The 20650-nt window shown below is 60.5% G+C and carries 15 protein-coding genes; 9 read left to right on the forward strand and 6 right to left on the reverse strand.

Going from position 1 to position 20650, the window contains the following annotated elements; all coding sequences use genetic code 11:
* Nucleotides 1-210: 210 nt before the first annotated feature.
* Together FNV92_RS11250 and FNV92_RS11255 are read left to right on the forward strand one after the other, a co-directional pair.
* Complete coding sequence (locus FNV92_RS11250; protein WP_143840932.1) at nt 211-1410, forward strand: pyridoxal-phosphate-dependent aminotransferase family protein; 1200 nt, start codon at nt 211-213, stop codon at nt 1408-1410.
* A 41-nt stretch (nt 1411-1451) separates the two neighbouring features.
* Nucleotides 1452-2249 (forward strand): enoyl-CoA hydratase/isomerase family protein, encoded by a 798-nt coding sequence (locus tag FNV92_RS11255; RefSeq protein WP_143840931.1) that lies wholly within the window; start codon nt 1452-1454, stop codon nt 2247-2249.
* A gap of 253 nt (nt 2250-2502) precedes the next feature.
* On the opposite strand, the gene FNV92_RS11260 is transcribed toward FNV92_RS11255, so the two are convergent.
* A complete protein-coding gene (locus FNV92_RS11260) occupies nt 2503-3144 on the reverse strand; it encodes a prepilin peptidase (RefSeq protein WP_244623719.1) in 642 nt (213 codons plus the stop codon).
* 152 nt (nt 3145-3296) lie between these two features.
* On the opposite strand from FNV92_RS11260, the gene FNV92_RS11265 reads away from it, so the two are divergent.
* From FNV92_RS11265 to FNV92_RS11285, 5 genes are all read left to right on the forward strand, one after another.
* Nucleotides 3297-4271 (forward strand): Bug family tripartite tricarboxylate transporter substrate binding protein, encoded by a 975-nt coding sequence (locus FNV92_RS11265; protein ID WP_015684776.1) that lies wholly within the window; start codon nt 3297-3299, stop codon nt 4269-4271.
* 136 nt (nt 4272-4407) lie between these two features.
* Nucleotides 4408-4950 carry a tripartite tricarboxylate transporter TctB family protein gene (locus FNV92_RS11270; protein WP_143840929.1) on the forward strand — a complete coding sequence of 181 codons (543 nt, stop codon included), beginning with the start codon at nt 4408-4410 and terminating at the stop codon, nt 4948-4950.
* 11 nt (nt 4951-4961) lie between these two features.
* Nucleotides 4962-6479, forward strand: coding sequence for a tripartite tricarboxylate transporter permease (locus tag FNV92_RS11275; RefSeq protein ID WP_143840928.1), 1518 nt, complete (start codon nt 4962-4964; stop codon nt 6477-6479).
* A gap of 166 nt (nt 6480-6645) precedes the next feature.
* A complete protein-coding gene (locus FNV92_RS11280; protein WP_143840927.1) occupies nt 6646-7515 on the forward strand; it encodes an outer membrane protein in 870 nt (289 codons plus the stop codon).
* Between the two features lie 432 nt (nt 7516-7947).
* Nucleotides 7948-8838, forward strand: a complete 891-nt coding sequence (locus FNV92_RS11285; protein WP_143840926.1) for an outer membrane protein — start codon at nt 7948-7950, stop codon at nt 8836-8838.
* A 78-nt stretch (nt 8839-8916) separates the two neighbouring features.
* Here the strand turns inward: FNV92_RS11285 and FNV92_RS11290 are convergent, their stop codons facing one another.
* The 3 genes from FNV92_RS11290 to FNV92_RS11300 all read right to left on the reverse strand — a co-directional run bounded on the left by FNV92_RS11290 (nt 8917) and on the right by FNV92_RS11300 (nt 11726).
* Nucleotides 8917-10110 carry a CaiB/BaiF CoA transferase family protein gene (locus tag FNV92_RS11290; RefSeq protein WP_015684781.1) on the reverse strand — a complete coding sequence of 398 codons (1194 nt, stop codon included), beginning with the start codon at nt 10108-10110 and terminating at the stop codon, nt 8917-8919.
* 129 nt (nt 10111-10239) lie between these two features.
* Nucleotides 10240-10542, reverse strand: coding sequence for a hypothetical protein (locus tag FNV92_RS11295; protein ID WP_015684782.1), 303 nt, complete (start codon nt 10540-10542; stop codon nt 10240-10242).
* A 212-nt stretch (nt 10543-10754) separates the two neighbouring features.
* On the reverse strand, nt 10755-11726 hold the full coding sequence (locus tag FNV92_RS11300; protein WP_244623718.1) for an acyltransferase family protein: 972 nt from the start codon (nt 11724-11726) through the stop codon (nt 10755-10757).
* 145 nt (nt 11727-11871) lie between these two features.
* Between FNV92_RS11300 and FNV92_RS11305 the strand changes: the two genes are divergently transcribed.
* A complete protein-coding gene (locus FNV92_RS11305) occupies nt 11872-13581 on the forward strand; it encodes a hypothetical protein (RefSeq protein WP_143840923.1) in 1710 nt (569 codons plus the stop codon).
* Between the two features lie 15 nt (nt 13582-13596).
* On the opposite strand, the gene FNV92_RS11310 is transcribed toward FNV92_RS11305, so the two are convergent.
* The gene (locus FNV92_RS11310) at nt 13597-15504 is read right to left on the reverse strand and encodes an acyltransferase family protein (protein WP_168213258.1); all 1908 of its coding nucleotides are present in this window, start codon (nt 15502-15504) and stop codon (nt 13597-13599) included.
* A gap of 743 nt (nt 15505-16247) precedes the next feature.
* Here FNV92_RS11310 and FNV92_RS11315 point away from each other — a divergent pair.
* Nucleotides 16248-18968, forward strand: coding sequence for a M10 family metallopeptidase C-terminal domain-containing protein (locus FNV92_RS11315; protein ID WP_143840921.1), 2721 nt, complete (start codon nt 16248-16250; stop codon nt 18966-18968).
* Between the two features lie 80 nt (nt 18969-19048).
* On the opposite strand, the gene FNV92_RS11320 is transcribed toward FNV92_RS11315, so the two are convergent.
* Complete coding sequence (locus tag FNV92_RS11320; protein ID WP_143840920.1) at nt 19049-20617, reverse strand: hypothetical protein; 1569 nt, start codon at nt 20615-20617, stop codon at nt 19049-19051.
* Nucleotides 20618-20650 lie beyond the last annotated feature (33 nt).

The raw sequence follows: 20650 nt of genomic DNA on the forward strand, positions 1-20650 counted from the left end.
CTCTCGCCTGTTCGTCGCCCCCGTCTTGCCTACCGGCGCGCGCCTTGGCAAGGCGAGCTCTGCTTCTTGTGCATTGACGGACCCCGCCGGGCGGGGGACAAGCCCGGCGAATAATGATATGCGAGCGGCTCGCTAGGGCCTCGCGATCGAGGCCGACAGAGGCAAGCCAAGACAGGCTCAAAGACAGATTCAAGACCGGGAAGGACGCCGATGACCGTGCATACTGGAAGGCATTTCCTACAGATTCCAGGACCGACCAATGTGCCCGACCGCGTGCTGCGGGCGATGGACATGCCGACGCTGGACCATCGCGGTCCGGAGTTCGCCGAGCTCGGTTTCGGCGTGCTGGCCGCGATGCAGCGGGTGTTCCGCACCAAGCAGCCCGTGATCATCTTCCCTTCGTCCGGGACCGGTGCCTGGGAAGCGGCGATGGTCAATGTATTCGCGCCCGGCGACAAGGTCGTGATGTGCGAGACCGGCCAGTTCGCCGTGCTGTGGCGCGGCATCGCCGAAAAGTTCAAGATCGACGTCGACTTCATCCCGAGCGACTGGCGCCATGGCGCCGACCTCGCCGAGATCGAGAAACGCCTGACTGCCGACAAGCAGCACGCGATCAAGGCGGTCTGCGTCGTGCACAACGAAACCTCGACCGGCTGCGTGACACCGCCGCTGGAGGTGCGCAAGCTGCTCGACCGCGTCAAGCATCCGGCGCTGCTGATGGTCGACACCATCTCCGGCCTCGGCTCGATGGAATACGAGCATGATGCCTGGGGCGTCGACGTCTCGGTCGCCGGCTCGCAGAAGGGCCTGATGCTGCCGCCGGGCCTCAGCTTCAACGCCGTCTCGGAGAAGGCGCTCGCGGCGGCGAAAGCCAATCCCGGCATGCGCTCCTATTGGGACTGGCAGGAGGTCATCAACTTCAACAAGCTCGGTACCTTCCCCTATACGCCCGCGACCAACCTGCTCTACGGCCTGCGCGAAGCAGTCAAGATGCTGGAAGAGGAGGGGCTGGAGAACGTCTGGACCCGTCACAAGCGGCACAGCGCCGCGACGCGCGCTGCGGTCAAGGTCTGGGGCCTGGAGACGCAGTGCTCCGATCCCGCGGCGCACTCGCCGGCGCTGACCGGCGTGCGGGTGCCTGACGGACACGACGCCGACGCCTTCCGCAAGGTGGTGCTGGAAAACTTCGACATGTCGCTCGGCACCGGCCTGAACAAGGTCAAGGGCAAGGTATTCCGCATCGGACATATCGGCCATTTCAACGATCTGATGCTGATGGGGACGCTCGCCGGCGTCGAGATGGGCCTCGATCTTGCAAAGATCCCGCACCGGAGCGGTGGCGTTCTGGCGGCCATGGACGTCCTGAAGGGACGCGACGTGGTGCCGATGGCCAAGGCCCAGGTCGCTTAAGGGCTCAGGTGGCCTGAACTAGCTTGGAAAGTGAGCGCGCGATGAACGCACCGACGACGACCAACGAAGACCTGCTCTACTCCGTCACGGACGGTATCGCGCGGATCACCTTCAACCGCCCCCAGGCGCGCAACGCCATGACCTTCGCCATGTATGACCGCATGGCGGAGATCTGCACCGAGATCAACGCCGACCGCTCGATCAAGGCGCTGATCCTCACCGGCGCCGGCGACAAGGCGTTCGCCTCCGGCACCGACATCTCGCAGTTTCGCGCCTTCAAGACCGCGCAGGATGCGCTCGACTACGAGGCCCGTATCGACCGCGTGCTCGGCACGCTCGAGCAGTGCCGCGTACCCGTGATCGCAGCGATCGCCGGCGCCTGCACCGGCGGGGGTGCCGGCATTGCGGCCTGCTGCGATCTCCGCATCGGCACCGAGACGACGCGCATCGGCTTTCCGATCGCGCGGACGCTCGGCAATTGCCTGTCGATGTCGAACATCAGCCGCATCGTCTCGCTGGTCGGTCCCGCCCGCACCAAGGATATGATCTTCAAGGCACGCCTGGTCGAGGCCCCCGAGGCGCTCGCGCTCGGCCTGCTTACCGAGATCGTGCCCGACGTCGAGACGCTGCAGCGCCGTGCGGACGAAACCGCAAAGCTGGTCGCGAGCCATGCGCCCCTCACGCTGGAAGCGACCAAGGAAGCGGTGCGCCGTATCCGCCGCACGCTGTCGCGCGAGGAAGGCGAGGACCTGATCCTCAAGGCCTATATGAGCGAAGATTTCCGCGAGGGCATGGACGCTTTCCTCAACAAGCGCACGCCGAACTGGAAGGGCAAGTAGCGCGCGACGGAATCTCCGCGTCCCATCACCGACACAGGCTCGCGAAACAAGGGGATAACCTCGCAGCCTCAGCGAGGTCATCCGAGCCAGGCATAGCCCCAACGCAAAAGCAATCGTTCGCTCAGCCAGCCGATCCAGATAGCCGGCGCCATGAAGAGTCCGAACGGCAGGAATGCCGTCGCCCGTAGCGGCCGCCTCCGCATCGCAGCATCTGCGATATAGACGGCAATCGCTGAAAGCGCTGCCAACTCGATCACCGCGGCCGCTGTCGGGAGTTCGAGCAAGCACCGGCAACCGCGGCAAGTTTGACGCCCCCAAGCCCCAATCCCTCCCGGCCTCGCCAACGACGATAGAATAACGTCAGAAGCACCAACGGCAGAGCTACCGCTACGGGGCAGAAGACCACCCAGAGCATGGATGATGCACTTGCATTGGGCACGGTTACTCCAACACGCAGCAAAGCAAGTCCGAAAGCCGCGGCGGTCAGCTCGTTTGGAATGAGGTAGTAGCGGGCATCGTTATAGGCGATGGCAAACATCAAAGTTGCGAGATATGCACCTAACAGCCCGTCCGCGCCCGGCGCGATCATGAGGCTCGCGAGAACGACTATGAATACTACAAGAGCGAAGGCCAAGCCGCTTTGGATTGCCTTGAGTTTCCCTTGAACGCGGTCCTGATTTAAGTGGGGCATATCATATCTGACAATTTCTACGAGAATCATGCTCTTCACGGAAGCGACGTGATTATGTCGGCTCCAATCTAAGCCGATCCTTCCGGCGGCCCCTCGGATGTGTCCCATAAAGCTGTGACAGGTTATCCGCAGCAGCCAAAGAGCAGACAGTTTCCCGATGATGCTCTCTATTTCCAGCTCAAGCTCCGGCCGGCGTGCTTGCAATCGGTCTCATTCCAAAGTCATAAGCGAAGCGGTGCCGGCCCGGCTTGAACTGGCCGGCATTCGCCCGCACAATGCAATTCGCCTGACTCGTGAATTGCTGATCCAAACAAGAACATAGGCGAAAAATAGGGAAGACGCGCGTGAGACATGGAATGAAGGCCGCGATCACGCTGGCCGCCGCGCTCTGCGGTACGCCGGCCTTTGCCGCTTGGGAGCCGACCAAACCGGTCGAGATCGTGGTGGCGGCGGGCGCGGGTGGCGCCTCCGACCAGATGGCGCGGATGATGCAGGCCGCGATCCAGAAGAACAATTTGATGAAGCAACCGATCGTCGTCTCGCTCAAAGGCGGGGCGTCGGGTGCGGAAGCGCTGATGTACATGAAGTCCAGCGAGGGCGATCCGAACAAGGTGCTGATCGCCTATTCGCTGATCTACATGCTGCCGCTGTCGGCGAAGATCCCGTTCAACTGGCGCGAGCTGACCCCGGTCTCGGTGATCGCGCTCGACCAGTTCGTGCTGTGGGACAACAGCGCGGGTCCCAAGACCGTGAAGGAATTTGTCGCGGCGGCCAAGGCGGCGGGCGCGCCGTTCAAGATGGGCGGCACTGGCTCCAAGCGCGAGGATCACGTGCTGACCGTTTTCCTCGAGCAGAAGACCGGCGCGAAATTCTCCTATCTGCCCTACAAGTCCGGCGGCGAAGCCGCGACCCAGCTTGTCGGCAACCACACCGAATCCAACGTCAACAATCCGTCCGAGAATCTCGAAGTCTGGCGCGCCGGCCAGGTGCGGCCGCTGTGCGTGTTCGACAAGGAGCGGATCTCCTATACCAGCAAGGTGACGGACACGCAGTCCTGGGCCGACATCCCGACCTGCAAGGAGGAGGGCGTCGACGTCCAGTATCTGATGCTGCGCGCGATGTTCCTGCCCGGCAAGGTGACGCCGGAGCAGCAGGCATTCTATGTCGATCTGTTCCACAAGGTGACGCAGACTGCCGAGTACAAGGACTACATGGAAAAGCAGGCGCTGAAGCCGATCTTCCTCACCGGCAAGGACATGGTGCAATTCCTCGAAGAGGACGATGCCGTCAACAAGTCGCTGATGACGGAAGCCGGATTCGTCGCGAAGTAATCACATCCTCCACGTCATGCCCCGCGAAGGCGGGGCATCCAGTATTGCACAGGGCTCGACGAAAAGACGGGTTCTGCACGGTGTACTGGATCATCCGCCTTCGCGGATGATGACAGCGAATTTGATTTGGCAGCTCATGTCCCAAACCGATCTTGAAATCGTCGTCGACGATCCGACCGCGCCTGAAGAGGACTCGCCCTCGGTCGTCAGCTCAGGCACGATCGAGATATTCGTCTGCATCCTCTTGCTCGCGTTGGCCGCGACGCTCGGCTACGACAATTGGCGCTCAGGCGCGTCCTGGGATTCGACCGGGCCCGAGCCCGGCTATTTCCCGTTCTATCTCTCCGCGATCCTCGGCGGCGGCAGCCTCTATGGCCTGATCGCGGCGCTGGTCGCGCACCGCAAGGCGGCCGAGACCTTCGTCACGCGCGCGCAGGCGCGCCGTGTGATGGCCGTGTTCGTGCCGACGCTGCTGTTCTGCCTGGTGACGCAGTTCCTCGGCCTCTATGTCGCGAGCTTCCTGCTGATTGCGAGCTTCATGCGCGCGATCGGCAAGATCGCGCTTTGGAAGTCGCTGCTCACCGCCTTCGTGTTCACGGCGATCATGTTCGTCACCTTCGACATCGCCTTCGACGTCATCATGCCGAAAGGGCCGCTCGAAGCGGCCTTCGGCCACTAGGCGGGCCCGCGATGGAAGCTTTCGGTCTCCTGCTTCACGGCTTCGCCGTCCTGCTGACGTGGAAGACACTGGTGCTGATGATGGTCGGGCTGGTGCTCGGCGTCTTCGTCGGTGTGCTGCCAGGCCTCGGCGGCCCCAACGGCGTTGCGATCCTGCTGCCGCTCACCTTCACGATGGATCCGACCTCGGCGATCGTGATGCTGTCCTGCATCTACTGGGGGGCACTGTTCGGCGGCGCGATCACCTCGATCCTGTTCAACATTCCCGGTGAGGCCTGGTCGGTCGCAACGACCTTCGATGGCTATCCGATGGCGCAGCAGGGCAGGGCGGCGGAGGCGCTGACTGCGGCCTTCACGTCCTCCTTCATCGGCTCGCTGGTCGCGGTGCTGCTGATCACCTTCCTTGCGCCGATGATCTCGTCCTTTGCGCTGAAGTTCGGCCCGCCCGAGTTCTTTGCGGTGTATCTGTTGACCTTCTGCTCCTTCGTCGGTCTCGGGCGCGAGGCCAAGCACAAGACGGTCATCTCGATGTCGCTCGGGCTCCTGCTCGCGGGTATCGGCATGGACACGGTGTCGGGCAATCTGCGCATGACCTTCGGGTCGTCGGAACTGCTGCGGGGCATCAACTTCCTCGTCGCCGTCATCGGCCTGTTCGGCATCAGCGAGATCTTGCTGACGATGGAGGAGCGGCTGGCGTTGCGAGGGCATGCGGCGAGCATCTCGCTCCGCGTCGTGCTAAGCGTCTGGAAGGACCTGCCGAAATACTGGGTGACGCTGCTGCGCTCCTCGTTCATCGGCTGCTGGCTCGGCATCACCCCGGGCGGCGCGATCGCGGCGTCCTTCATGGGATACAATCTTGCCAAGCGCTTTTCGAAGGATCCTGAGAGCTTTGGCAAGGGCCGCATCGAGGGCGTGTTCGCGCCGGAAACAGCCGCGCATGCCTCCGGCACCGCGGCGCTGCTGCCGATGCTGGCGCTCGGCATCCCCGGCTCCGGCACCGCCGCTATCCTGCTTGGCGGCCTGATGGTGTGGGGACTCAATCCGGGCCCGCTGCTGTTTGTCGAGCACAAGGATTTCGTCTGGGGGCTGATCGCCTCGATGTATCTCGGCAACGTCGTCGGCCTCGTGCTGGTGCTGACGACGGTGCCGATCTTCGCCTCGATCCTGCGCGTGCCGTTCGCGGCGGTGGCGCCGATGATCGTGGTGTCCTGCGCGATCGGCGCCTATGCGATCCAGAACGCGATGTTCGACATCTGGCTCATGCTGGGCTTCGGTGTCGTCGGCTACGTCTTCAAGAAGATCGGCATTCCCCTGGCGCCGTTCACCCTGGCGCTCGTGCTCGGCAACCGTGCCGAGGATGCCTTCCGCCTCTCGATGATCGGCTCGGGTGGCGACCTCAAGGTGTTCTGGTCGAATGGCTTGGTCGGCTCGATCACGACGCTGGCGATTCTGCTGCTGTTTTGGCCGGTGGTCGACGGGCTGCTGGGCCGCGTCGGATGGACGCAGCGGACCAGAGCGACATCACGTTAGTGTTGCGGAATAAAAACTTTTGAAATCAATGGGATGGAATTTCGGTCGTAGTCCGATCGCGACACTACCCAAGGCTTAATTGGTTCAAGATGTTGCGGACGCGGCACAGCTGTTGGGCAGGTGCTGGGGTATATTTGGGTCACGAATTTGTGTGAAGGGGACTGCGATGAAGCGGATCGTGATTGGAATGGCAGCGGCGATGTCGCTGTTCGCGACGGGCGCACTGGCTGCAGATCTGGCGGCGAGACCCTACGTAAAGGCACCGGTCATGGTTGATCCGGTCTGGAGCTGGACCGGCTTCTACGTCGGTGCCAATGGCGGCTACAGCTGGGGGCGGTCGCGTAGCGACGTCTCCTACTTCAACACGGCAACCGGCGCTCCGATTGTGCCTCCCGCCGGCTCCGTCACCAGTGCCTCATTCGACATGAACGGCGGCGTCGCGGGCGGCCAGGCCGGCTACAACTGGCAGAGCACCAACTGGGTGTTCGGTATCGAGGGCGACCTGCAATGGTCGGGCGAAAAGGGCAGCGCGGGTTATGTCTGCGGCATCACCTCTATTGCCGGAGGTCCGTGCCTTCCCGGTTTGACGTTCGCACCGGCTGGCCTCGGGAGCGCCACCACGCTGACGATCGATCAGCATCTTCAGTGGTTCGGCACGGTCCGCGGTCGCGTCGGCATCCTGGCAACCCCGAAGGTGCTGTTCTACGGCACGGGCGGTCTGGCCTTTGGTGAGATCAAGACCACCGGCACCATGACCGGCTTCACGCCCGCCGGTGTCGCAGTTGCCTCGGTCGGATCGAACTCGACGACGCGCGCCGGCTGGACCGTTGGCGCAGGCGTCGAAGGCAAGATCACCCAGAACTGGAGCGCCAAGCTCGAATATCTCTACATGGATCTCGGCCGCTTCGGGTCCGGTCCGTTCACACTCGCGCCGGCCTCCACGATCGGCGCTAACGTGTCGTCGCACTTCACCGACCACATCCTGCGCGCCGGCGTCAACTACCAGTTCTCCGGCCCGGTGGTTGCCAAGTACTAAGACCAATAGAGGCGTCAACAAGAAGCAAGGCCCGGCTCGCGCCGGGCTTTGTCGTTTCTGTCCTGAGTCCTGCAAATCGTGCAGCAGCCGTCGGCCGGGCAGCGCGACCCGTTTGTTGCGATCGTGCCACATCCACGGCGTGATTTTTACTTGTTGGACCGCGAAGTAGTCCGCATCGAGCGGCTCTCGAGGCTATGACGCCAGTCCGCAGAACTTATCCCGATCATCGAAAGGCGCTGAAATAGCAGCGATTTTGCGATCGCCCGGATGGTGCGCGCGTGTCTTCCGCGCGCGGTCGGCTACCTGTGTCCTCCAAACCGCTGACCTTCGAACGCAGGACGCGGAGCGATGCGCGCTTTCCTAGTGTCGCGGCACTGAATCGTCCGCGCATTGCGCGAGCCGGCGCAACGCCGCTTACCGAGGGAAGAACTGATGACACGAACCATGCTGGTTGCGGCTGCGATCGGAATGCTGATCATACCGCGTGCCTTCGCCGCCGATATGGCGGTGCCGCGCATCTACACCAAGGCGCCGCCAGTGGCCGTCGATCCCGGTTACAATTGGAGTGGCTTCTATGCTGGTCTCAACATCGGCTATGGCTGGGGCCGCTCAGCGACGACGGCGGACTTCATCGACAGTGAAGGGGGCGCGCTGCTGAGCTCAAGCGCAGGCACGTTCAATCTCGATGGCCTCACCGGCGGCGGGCAGATCGGCTTCAACTGGCAGCGCGACATGTTCGTCGTCGGCCTGGAGGCTGATTTCCAGGGCAGCGGCCAGAAGGGCAGTATCGACGCGCTGTGCGCCGGCGCGCCGGCCGGTTTGCAGGACGGCGTCTGTACGCCGGGCCATCGCGGCGACAACACGTTCGATCCCGCGCTGCCGGTCGCATTCAATCTCACCCAGAAGCTCGACTGGTTCGGCACCGTCCGTGGCCGGCTCGGCGTCGCCGTGACGCCGCGCGTGCTGTTCTACGGGACCGGCGGTCTGGCTTACGGCCGTGTCTCCACTTCGGGCAGCGTGAATGCGATCAATGTCGGCGGTACCCCGGGTGCCGACGGCGGAACGTTCACGCCTGTTACGGCAAGCTTCAGCAGCAGCACGACCAAGGTCGGCTGGAGCGCAGGCGCCGGCATCGAAGGTGCGTTCTCAGACAATTGGAGCGCCAGGCTCGAATATCTCTATGTCGATCTCGGAACCGTCTCGGGCTCGCTTGCAACGCCCGTGATCGCACTCAGCGGTGCGCCGCTGGTCGTCGGCTATCGCTCGCACGTCACCGACAACATCCTGCGCTTCGGCGTGAATTACCGCTTCGGCGGCACCTGAGCGGCGGCGCTGAGGCCTGGGTCGAAAAGCCCGGCGCGAGCGCCGGGCTTTTTCATTGGCAAGGTCTAGCGAGGGTGCTCACACTACCTTGGCCTCCCTGAGCTTGGCGATCTCGTCCGCGCCGAAACCGAATTCCTTCAGCACTTCGTCGGTCTGCTCGCCGAATTCCGGCGGCCGCGCCACCATTTTGCTCGGCGTGCGCGACAGCGTTACGGGTTGACCGACCAGACGGATGTGGCGGCCCTCATCGTTCGGCACGTCCTGCGCGATGCCGAGATGCCTGACCTGCGCGTCATCGAACATCTGGTCGATGGCATAGATCGGCCCACAGGGCACGCCCGCATCGTTGAATTCCTTGACCCAGGTCTCGGTCGACTTGGTCAGGGTGCGCTCCTCGATCTTGGCGTTGAGCGCGTCACGATTCTTGGAGCGGGCCGGTGCCGTCGCATAATCGGGATGGCTGTAGAGCTCCGGCGCGCCGATCGCCTGCGCGCAGCGCTCCCAGATCCGTCCGCCTGTCGTGGCAATGTTGATGTAGCCGTCCGAGGTCTTGAATACGCCGGTCGGGATGCTGGTCGGGTGGTTGTTGCCGGCCTGTTTTGCCACTTCCTTCTCCATCAGCCAGCGCGCGGCCTGGAAGTCGAGCATGAAGATTTGCGCCTGCAGCAGCGAGGTCTGCACCCACTGGCCCTTGCCGGAGACCTCGCGCTCCAGTAGCGCGGTGAGGATGCCCATGGCGCAGAACAGGCCGGCGGTGAGGTCAGCAACGGGGATGCCGACCCGCATCGGCCCTTCGCCCGGCGCGCCGGTGATCGACATCAGCCCGCCCATGCCCTGCGCGATCTGATCGAAGCCCGGCCGCTTGTGATAGGGGCCGTCCTGGCCGAAGCCGGAGATACTGCCATAGACGATGCGCGGGTTGATCTCGCGCAGGCTCTCATAGTCGATGCCGAGCTTCTTCTTCACGTCGGGCCGGAAATTCTCGACCACGACGTCGGCCTTGGCGGCAAGGCGCTTGAACACGGCGAGCCCGCGCTCGTCCTTCAGATTGAGCGTCATCGCCCGCTTGTTGCGGTGCAAATTCTGGAAATCGGAGCCGTGCCGCGGCCCGCCCGGCTGCTCGCCGCCGGAATCCTCGGTCAGAGCGTCGATCTTGATGACGGTGGCGCCCCAGTCCGCCAGCTGCCGCACGCAGGTGGGCCCGGACCGGACACGGGTCAGATCAAGCACGGTGAAGCGCGACAGGGCTTCCGAGGCATGCGGAAAGGGCATAGTGAAAGGCTCCGGGACAGATTGCGAAGCCACCATAGTGCCGAAACATCAGGCGGCAAGTCTGGGTCCACGCGGATGCCGTCTGTCGAAATGCAGTGCTTGGGCGATTTGCTGCGGTGCGCGAAGGGGTCAGCGCGACAGGCGCTTCAACTCGGCGCGTGCCTGCTCGGCTAGCGGGTCGTCGCTGTGTCGCGCAATGAAGAGCTCGTACGCGTCCCGCGTTCCCGTCCGGCGGGCGGCGTTATATTCCTCCGCCACCGCGGTAGAGGGATCGCGAGCCAAGGGCATTACGGGCGTGCGACCCGCCTTGCCGCCGTTGTCTGCATTGGCTTTTCCGACCATGACAGGCAGTTCTCCGATGGATAGATGGTCCGGCCCGGCGAGCACCGCCAGAGCAACGATCAGACCGGCTGAGAACGGGGTTCTTTTCATCAGTTCCGTTTTCAGGTGCTAACTAATCCCTGTTTCAGCAGCGAGAGCGAGCCGACCACTCAGCTTTGCCTCGATGCCGTTCTGGATGCGGGCGGCAATGAACTGAGCGCTCATACTGCTCCTCGGTTACGCCAAACGCCAATATCTATTATAAAGGGTGCGACACCATCCCTCGCTTAGTCGAATCGATTGGGGCTGGGCTACGGTGGTTTTTACTTTTTAATGTCGGTTTGAGGTGCCGGAACGCCATAAAATCTTTGCCGACGCCAGCGGTCGATTGGATCTTGAATTGCGACCTCAAAGAGCGCGGCGACGATCGTTGAGAGTGACAGCACCAGAACGAACATCCATATGATGCTGCTTGAGGATTGCGAACTCCCGCCGTAAGAAAACCAGCCCAGCGATATCAGCACTTCGATTATCAGAACGTGCACCAGGTAAACCCCGTACGAAACGTCACCTAGGAAGTTCGCGACTCGCTGATTGGAATGCTCGAAGGCCGTTGGCATGGCGATCGCGATAGCCAAAATCATGGCCGCGTTGGCCAGAACGCCGTTGAGTTCAAACGCCGCAAAATGGCTGACGCAAAGGTAGATTGAAGTCAGTACCAGAAGGGGAAATGCCGCCGATCTCTGCCAGGTTAATCTGTCGCGCAGCCTGAACAGCATGATTCCCAGGATGAAATAGCCGACTTGCGAATAAAACGGAAAATAGGCGCTTCTCCAGTCTCCGGAAATCGTAAAATATGCTTTTACGGCGAAAGACAGACAGGCAATGGCGATGAGTTGCCAATTGCGGCGCTTCAGAAAAAATGGAGTGAGTGCATAGAACACCAATTCCGCGCTGATCGACCATGACTGGCGAACCGGAAGCAGAAGGTTCGCGCGCTCATTGATTGCGATCAGATCCTGCCCGAGCAACGTAATGTTGGCGAGCCAAGGAGCGTCATCCACGCTGAATGCATTAAAGATCGAGGTCGCATTTGTGGGTAGGCCGCCGTACCAACACAACCACGTCAGGAAAAGAACGGTCGCGTAAAATGGAAGTAATCTTAAGTATCGGCTCAGCCAAAACATCAGCGCCGGGAATCGCCCTCGATATCGCGGATAGGCGGCCGCCATGTAGAACCCGCTGACAAAAAAGAACGCCTCGACCGCGGCGAGCCCGCCGATCGTCTGGTACAAACGATGGATCTGGCAGTGATAGGCGACAACAAGAGACGCCAGTAAGAAGCGTAACCATCCCATCTCGCCGCCATGTCATATTCCAGCAACGTCGTCAATTGGAGTAGGGCTCGACGTATATCGACCTTCAGGATTTAAACAACGAATGCCTGCCGCCCGGAATCTCGACGTTTCAATCTATCGGTCCCGCCTGATTGTCGCGCTAATGCTGTTCGCTTTGTCTGCCGTTTTGGCTACCAGCCTGATCCTGAAGATGGACAGGGGCTTCGATTTTACCGACGAGGCGTTCTACCTCATGTTGGCCCAAAGGCCCACGGAATATGAATTTGTCCTGGGGCTATTTAGTTACGCCATACGCCCGTTGTATTTGCTTGCCGGCGAGTCAGTCTCAGCGTTCAATCGCCTGGGTGCGGTGATTCTTGCGGGCCTGGGAGCTTCTCTGGGCTGGGCTGTCTTAGAAAGACTAAGACTTTCCTGGCGCGAACCCGATGCGATTCTGATCGTTGGCGTGGCTTTGCTCGCGCCGTTCTTCTACTATACGTACTGGTTGCCTACGCCGTCCTATAACTGGCTCGTCCTTGTCGCCGGCTGGATTTTGGCCTTGGGATTGATCCTCCTGCAGTCGCGTCCTACGGTCTCTGCGTTCATTGTCGCTCTTGCAATCGCCATCGCACTATTTACCAGGCCTCTCAACGTCGCGTCTTATTGTGCAATCTATATCGCGGGCGTGCTATGTGCATTTGCTGACTATCGGAGCCGACTGGCGCAGCTTGGTCGCACGGTGCTGTTCGGCTTCGGCCTCGTTGCAGCGCTGGCCGCGAGCCTTCCCCTTAAGACGATAGTTCGTCAGATCAATGGCTATTTGACAGTTTTCGGCGGCTCCCATCCGAATCCCTTTTCGATGCGCGATCAGCTCCTCGACTTCTTCACCGAAGGTTGGATCTGGTGGGTGAGCGGGGTCTTGTTGCTCGTCTGCATGCTTGCTCGCCTCTACGAGAGACCCGCTATCGGCAAATATGGAGCGTTGGTTGCTTTTTCTGCAATTGTCCTCCTCGGATTGTCGCTCCTGCAGCGACGGTTTGATCCGAGCAACTGCCATGTTTTCTCAGTGCTTGGCGGGGGCGGTTTCGCGATGCTCTCAATCGCTTGTCGGCGTGACGCGAGCCTCAAGTGGATCGCGCTTCTCGCCCTGATCGGTCTCATTCCGTGGGCCGCGACTCTGGGAAGCGCCGGAAGGGTGTGCTTTCAGGTGGCACTTTTTCCAGGCTTGTCGTTGATGGTGCTGGTGATGGCTACCGTCCTGGTACTCCCGCGCTCGTTCGGCCCGACGATCGTTGCGTTCTTGGGCATCTACCTTGCGTACCGCGCGACGGCTGCGGGTTTGGCGTCGCCCTATCGGCTGGCAACTTCCGTTGACCGCCAGACCATTTCAACCGAGATCGGTCCGCGGGGCGCACTGAAGCTCGACGAGCGTACCCGTGAATTCGTTCAAACCTTGCAAAGGGACGTTGCGAGCCGCGGCTTTTGCCGGGACGATCTTGCCATCGATCTTAGCGGCGAAGTCCCAGGCGCAGTCTTCGCGATTGGTGGCCGTATGCCGGTCTTCCCTTGGATTTTTGCCGGCTATCCGTCTTCTCATCGCCTCGCGGGCGAATATCTGAAGATGGTAGGCCCGGAACGCCTCCGGCGAGCATGGTTGATTATGGGCACGAGCGTTCACTCGCTGAAGACAGAAGAGTGGAAAGGCCTTGGGCTCGATTTCGCCTCACGTTCGCTCGTCGACAACCTCGCCCATCCCGTCGACGGCAGCGCTGTGAAACTGTACGCGCCGATCGTTGAGAGAGGCCCATGCTGATTCCGTATCGCGGGTTCAACGCTTGAGCGTCGGCTCCAGCACAGCCGCAACGAGCGCTTTCGCGTAGATCGCTGATCCAGCCTCCGTGAGGTGCGAATGGTCAAAGTAAAGCGGGACGCCATCGTGCCCCAGCAGAGGGCACCCTTTTTCCGAACAGAATGTCTCGAACGGAGACAGAAGAGTTACTTCTGCAGAAGTGCCGAAATGGGCGGATAGGACCGCATCGGTAGCCTTCAAGTCCGCGATATTGGTCTCGGCCTCGGTTGCCAACGGAAGTTTGCCGGATTGGAGCAGAGCGGCGGCGATGTTGGGTGCACGGTTAGTGAAAGCGGGGCTTTCAGTAACAATAGTGACTTTGATTCCGGCCTGCACAAGTTGACGCACAGTTGCTTCCAGTCGCGAGGCAATTTCACTATTCATCCGCCATGCAGCCGAGAGCACGACAAAGCGAGGTTTGAGACGGAGCAGAAGAGTCAGAGTCTCCCTGTTCACGTCCTTGCATTTTGGTCGTAGTTCAACCTCGAGATCAATGACTGGGGGGCAGGCCGATGACGCTAACATGCCAAAAGGAATCGCGGCCTTTTGCATTTCGGCTCGCAGTCCGTAGTAGAGGTGAGCGGCATGGCTGTCACCCCAGAGCATCGCGCCGGTGCTGATGGATGGCGGGATGCATTTGTCAATTAGGTAGTCCCTGAATGTTTGGTCCGGGTCGAGAAAGCATTCTCGAGCGAGAAAACGCGTTCGGGGATTGTAATAGTTAAAACTCAATATGCGGTTGATGTTGGGGTCTGCGGACGCCGGAGCTTTCTGCTTTGCCAGGGTCCATGCCGGCAATAGTCCGATAAGCAACATTGCTGCAGCGGCCTTAGACAAGCAGTGTCGCTTGGTGAGAGGCCCTCGCCTCAGTGGCGTCTCAATGAACCAAAAACTGTTGGTCGCCAGAACGAAAGTTACCGAAATAGCTGAAACTGCGAAGAGCGAATGCGAGAGATTCGGGAAAAGCAACTTGCCGAAGACGATGACGGGCCAATGGATGAGATAGAGCGAATAGGAGAGCTTTCCGATGTAGACCAGCGGCTGCCAGGCAAGTAGCCGAGATATCGGGGTCGAGCTCGACTGGCCGGCCCACAAGATCATCGCAGCGCCAGCGCAAGGCAACATTGCGGTCACCCCTGGAAAGGGGGTGTCCCTCGTGAAAGCGACGAGCGAAAAGAGCAGGCACGCGGCGCCCAGGGTTGCGGAGAGCCCGCATGCTGTGCGGCTGTATGAGCGGGGGAAAAGGGGATGAGCAACAAGAGCCCCAAGCAATATCTCGAAGGCCCGACTTATTGGAAGATAAAAGGCTGCCTCAGGGTGCCCAGAAATCAAGGTTTGTGCTGCAATCAGTGAAGCAAGGCACATCACGCCAAGTGCCGCAAACATGATTCGTGGCGAGTAGCGTCCTAATACGACGACAATCGGCGGAAACAGCAAATAGAATTGCTCTTCCACGCCCAGAGACCACAAGTGAAGCAGCGGAATAGTCTCGGCCGCCGGTGCGAAATACCCGCTGGCCCAATAGAAGTAGAGGTTTGCCGCAAATAGAATCGAAGCGACCGCCGATTTCGAGAAATCGGCCATCTCGAATGCGTAAAGCTGCCGATTGGCAATAAACCAACTGGCGGCAATTGTTACGAGGAGAGCTGGCAGAATACGCCTGGCGCGACGCTCATAAAAACCGGATAGCGAGAACTGGCCTTTTGCTACGTCGAAATATACGATTTGACCGATGAGAAATCCGGAAATCACGAAAAATACATCGACGCCAGTAAAGCCTCCCGGCAGTCCGATCTTGAGATGAAAGGCAATGACGGCCGAGACCGATATTGCTCGAAGCCCGTCGATGTCCGCGCGATACTTTATTTCGTGTTGGGGTAAGGGCAATCTCGTCTCGTCATGCTTTGTCGCAATGGCGGGGCGACCGATTATACCCCTTGGTCGGCACTACTGCGCACTGTCGCTGATCGATCAATATGGATGGTTTCCAAGGATGCTCTGTTACGTTAGCAGGCGAGTCAGGGCAACAAGTTGAGAAGATCATGCAGACTTGGCGTTGCTCCGGAAGTTGCGGCAGGAAGCCCAAGCATCCGCGCGAGCGACGCCAGGCCGCGGACGTTCGGGCACATTCAAGCCATGCCGAAAGCCAATCCCGTGACAAACAAGCTCGCGAATGCGATGAGCGTCGCGGCGTATGACGGCAAAATGCTGCTGTCGGCGGCTCGTGATTGCAGCGGGAATTTGAACGATTAGAAGGGGCACGATGCGCCCCGAGCAGCCGTCGGAGAACGAGAGAACGGTCTGTATGAAGCCGTCGCGGACGTTCTGGTAGGCAAAACAGAAATCATCGTGTTCCCGCGCGCCGTATAGGGCCAACGAGAAAACTACGAGGAGGCCCGTACAGGGCCATGCCAAGCAGATCGAGGGCTTGATTTTATTCGTGAATCCAGATTCAGCCAAACCGAGACCGCTGATAGTCCGTGCGAATACGGGATTTATCGCCTAACGGCTCGTTGAGCCAATAGTCCGGTATGGCTGCCCAAATTTAACCAAACGTATCACTCTCAAGCTAGAATCATCCGTCTGCGCACCCCGAGTCGCGTGCGCGACGCGGTGTTCCGGAGAGACCTTTGGCCATTTCAGTTTCCGTCAGTGCCACCAACAACGCCGATATCGACGGCCTGCTGTCAGGCGTCAAATGGTCCGGCACGATCAGCTACAGCTTCCCCGATTCGCCCAGCGACTACATCAATCCGTACAGCGGCGGGGACAACGAGCCGACCACTTCGGGCTTCGCCTCGGCGCCGAGCCAGATGCAGTCGGCCATCAACTACGCGATCGCACTGATCCTCGGCTACACCAACGCCAGCTTCCAGTACAACGGGACCGGCAGCGCGAACGTCATGATCGCGCAGTCGCCGTCGGCCAATCCCACCTCCTACGCCTATTACCCCGGCGACTATGCGGCCGGCGGCGATGTATGGTTCGGAACGCAGTATAATTACTCGCTGGCCAAGCTCGGCAACTACTATTTCACGACCGCGCTGCACGAACTCGGCCACGCTCTCGGCCTCAAGCACAGCCAGGAGACGGGCGGTCCCGCCAATGTCGCGGTGCCGAGCGCACACGACGACAGTGAATACACCGTCATGAGCTATCGCAGCTATGTCGGCGCTTCGACCTCGACCGGCTACACCAACGAGGCTTACGGATATCCGCAGACCTACATGGCCAACGATATCCTTGCGCTGCAAACACTGTACGGGGCGAACTTCACGACCCAGAGCGGCACCACCGTCTACACCTGGAGCCCGACGACGGGGCAGGAGTTCATCAACGGCGTGGGGCAGCCGGCGCCGGGCGGCGGCGCCGGCGGCTCCGCCAACCGCATTTACGAGACGGTCTGGGACGGCGGCGGCGTCGACACCTACGACCTGTCGAACTACACGACGAATCTGAGCATCAATCTCAATCCCGGTGCAGTGTCGTTGTTCTCCTCCGTTCAGCTGGCCAATCTCGGCAACGGCCATTATGCGTCGGGCAACGTCTACAACGCCTATCTTTATAACAACGACGTGCGCTCCTACATCGATAATGCCATGGGTGGATCCGGCAACGACACCATCTTGGGCAACGCCATTGCCAATGTGCTGAATGGCGGCTCCGGCAATGATACAATCACCGGTGGCGGCGGCAACGACACCATCGCGGGTGGATCGGGCACCGACATCGCGGTGTATTCGGGCAATAAGGCAAGCTACGCCGTTTCCTACAATTCTGCGACGCAGACCTTCACCATAGTCGACCAGCGCACGGGCTCACCTGACGGCGCCGACACGGTTTCAGGTGTTGAGAGCTTCCAATTCGCAGACGGCGTCGTCTCGAGCAATTTCCTCGCAAATCCGCCTGTATCAATCGAGGCGATCGGCACCACGAGTCTACTTCAAAGCGGGAGCAACTTCTATATGTCCCCGGTGGGCGGTGGCGCGGGCGTAGGCTTGAAATACGGTGGCACGCCGGTCGTGGCCGGGCAGTTCGGGGTCTGGACGCCGGTTGCCGCGGAGCAGACCGCGAACGGTTATGACATTGCTTGGAAAGCGTCCGGCAACAGCCAGTTTATCATCTGGCACACTGACGGTAATGGAAACTATCAAAATGATTCCGGTGTGGTGTCAGGGGCTAGCGTTGCGCTCGAGCAAGCGGAAAGCAGCCTCCATCAAGATCTGAACGGGGATGGGACCATCGGCATAGCGGCATTGACCATCGAATCGTCCGGCAGCACGAGCCTGATCCAGTCGGGCAGCAATTTTTACATGAAGCCCGTGGGTGGTGGCTCTGGTTTGGCACTGACCTATGGCGGCTCGCCGATCGTGGCCGGGCAGTTCGGAGGTTGGACGCCGATCGGCGCGGAGCAGACCGCGAGTGGATATGATGTTGCATGGAAAACGTCCGGAGCCGATCAGTTCATCATCTGGCACACCGATAGCAACGGCAACTATCGAGACCACGTCGGAGCGGTGTCAGGCACCAGCGCCACGCTGGAGCAGGCGGAGAGTAGTTTCCATCAGGATCTCAACGGGGATGGGACCGTTGGTTTCGCCGCAGCGATCGCGGCCATTGAATCGTTTGGCAGCACGAGCCTGACCCAGACCGGCTCGAATTTTTTCATGAACCCTGTTGGAGGCGGTTCCGGGCAGGAGCTGAGCTACGGCGGTTCGCCAGTGGTGGCTGGGCAGTTCGGCGTCTGGAAGCCGGTCGGCGCGGAGCAGACGTCGAACGGATACATGGTTGCCTGGCAGGCTGGCGTGTCAAATCAGTTCATCATCTGGAATACCGACAGCAGCGGCAATTATCGCAGCGACACAGGCGTGCTCTCGGATACCAGCGCGACGCTGGAGCAGGCGGAGAGCAGCCTTCATCAGGATCTCAACGGAGACGGGACGATCGGCGTTGTCACCTCGGTCCAGACGATCGAAGCGGCGGGCAGCACGAGCCTCGTCCAGAACGGCAGCAATTTCTACTTCAATCCCGTTGCTGGCGGCTCGGGGCCCGAGCTGAAATACGTTGGCTCCCCCGTAACGGCCGGACAGTTCGGAGTCTGGACTCCGGTCGGCGCCGAACAGACTGCGAATGGATACGAGCTTGCTTGGCAGGCTGGCGCGTCAAATCAGTTCATCATCTGGAACACCGATAGCAGCGGCAACTATCTCAGTGACACGGGCGTGATTTCTGGCACGAGCTCGACGCTCGCTCAGGCGGAAAGCCGCTTTCATCAGGATCTCAATCACGATGGGACCACCGGTCCGGCAGCGGCTGCCCCTCTGGCAAGCGACTGGCATTTCCTTGCATAGGCACAGGAGGCAAATCGGTCCAGCCGCGTACGAAATCGGTGATGCAGCCTCTTTCCGATTTCAACAGAACGGAAACGGCCCTATGGAGCTGGGCGGTTGGCAATCGTCGTGATGTTCAAAACCTTACAATCCGGATTTGCATATTCACGATCGTCCACGTGAACGTTCACGCAACCTCGCGCGGGTAGCGAGGCGCGGAGTTCCGGTGACATTGGTGTGCCGCCCCATTTGACCGACAGTTTTCCATAGTATTCGGGGTTCACGGATTTTTCGCCCGGATCGAAGTACACAACCGTGTCAGGCATCCTTCGCTTCAAGAACATGATGAGAGAGAGCTTGGGCTCCCATTCCAGGACGGGGCCCGATGCGATCAGCACCGGGTTCTTGTCCGCCTTGCGCGCTTCAAGGAGCAGCCTCGCGGCTTCGCTCACCGCATTGTCCGTGTCTGTATTGAACTGAAGCCACCAGTCCCGGCTCTTGAGCACATTGGGCGAGAACAGGCCCTTGTTGATGATGAGGACCGCGAGGCAGCAGGCGATGGCGATGCCTCCCGTTCGTGGCGCGATCGTCCGGTCGCCTGCTTTCGCGAGCCTGCCAAACACGATGGCTGCGACGAGAGCCTGCATCAAGGCCAGCGGGTAGCCGTACCGCATGCCGATGGCGTCGTTAGCCCCGTCATAGGTCATCGAATGGCTGATGTAGTAGAGGGTCAGTCTCAGGATCTCGACTGACACAGATGCGAGCACGAGAGCTGCTAGCTCGCCCCGGCTGATCTTCAGTTGGTCGAACCCGCGAACGTACGTGACCGCGGCCAGAACGGGAATCGGAATCAGAACGAGCCAAGCGAGCGAGTCGTGCCTTCGATGATGCCAATACGACTGTAGAGGGCCCCACGGAGACACCATGCCGGAACTCGCTGCGCCGGCCGTGATGAGCAGCATGACCACGAACACGATCGCGCCGGTAACGAGCAGAGCCGCTCCAGCCGCGACCATCCGCTTCATGCCGCTCAGGAAGCCGCAAGCCACCAGCAACCCCCCGATCGCGATCATTAGAGGCGAGTCGGCTTCCTTCATGGCTCCGAACAGCAGGGCTGTCGGTATCGCAAGGTAAAGGGCGGAGGTTCGTCCGGTTTCGATCCAGCGCCAGAGCAGCCAGATCAGAGGGGTTCCGACCATGATGCATTCGATCTCGACGGGACCAAGTCTCGGAAAGATGTCAGCCCACGATTTATGGCCGAGATAGAACGCGGCAAACAGCAGTGCGCTTGGAATGCCAAAAGTCCGGAGGACAAGGGAGAAGATCAGCGTCGTCGTGCTGAGGTACAGCAGGAAATTGGCAATGTACCAAAGGCGAATGTTGCTCCCAAACAGATAGGTCTGGATCGACTTGAACACATAGAAGGCAGGACGAAACCGGGTTGCTGCTCCCTTGGTCGCCAGTTCCTGATACTCGTCGGTGTTCTTCAGGTCGGTCCATATTTCCTGTAGGGTTGCGGTCGACTTGTCGCCCAGCGGATAAAGGATGTCGTGGTCGTCGATGAGCGACGGCGTTGCGTGGTCGATGAAGGTGCCGAACTGCAGAATGAGCAATCCTGCGAGGACGCTCGCAAACAACAGAGTTAGTGCGGTGCAGGGCTTTTTCGGCATGACCAGGTCTGTGCGTGGCGGCGGGGATCGATT

Origin of the sequence: Bradyrhizobium cosmicum, from assembly GCF_007290395.2 — a bacterium.
GTDB classification, from domain to species: domain Bacteria; phylum Pseudomonadota; class Alphaproteobacteria; order Rhizobiales; family Xanthobacteraceae; genus Bradyrhizobium; species Bradyrhizobium cosmicum.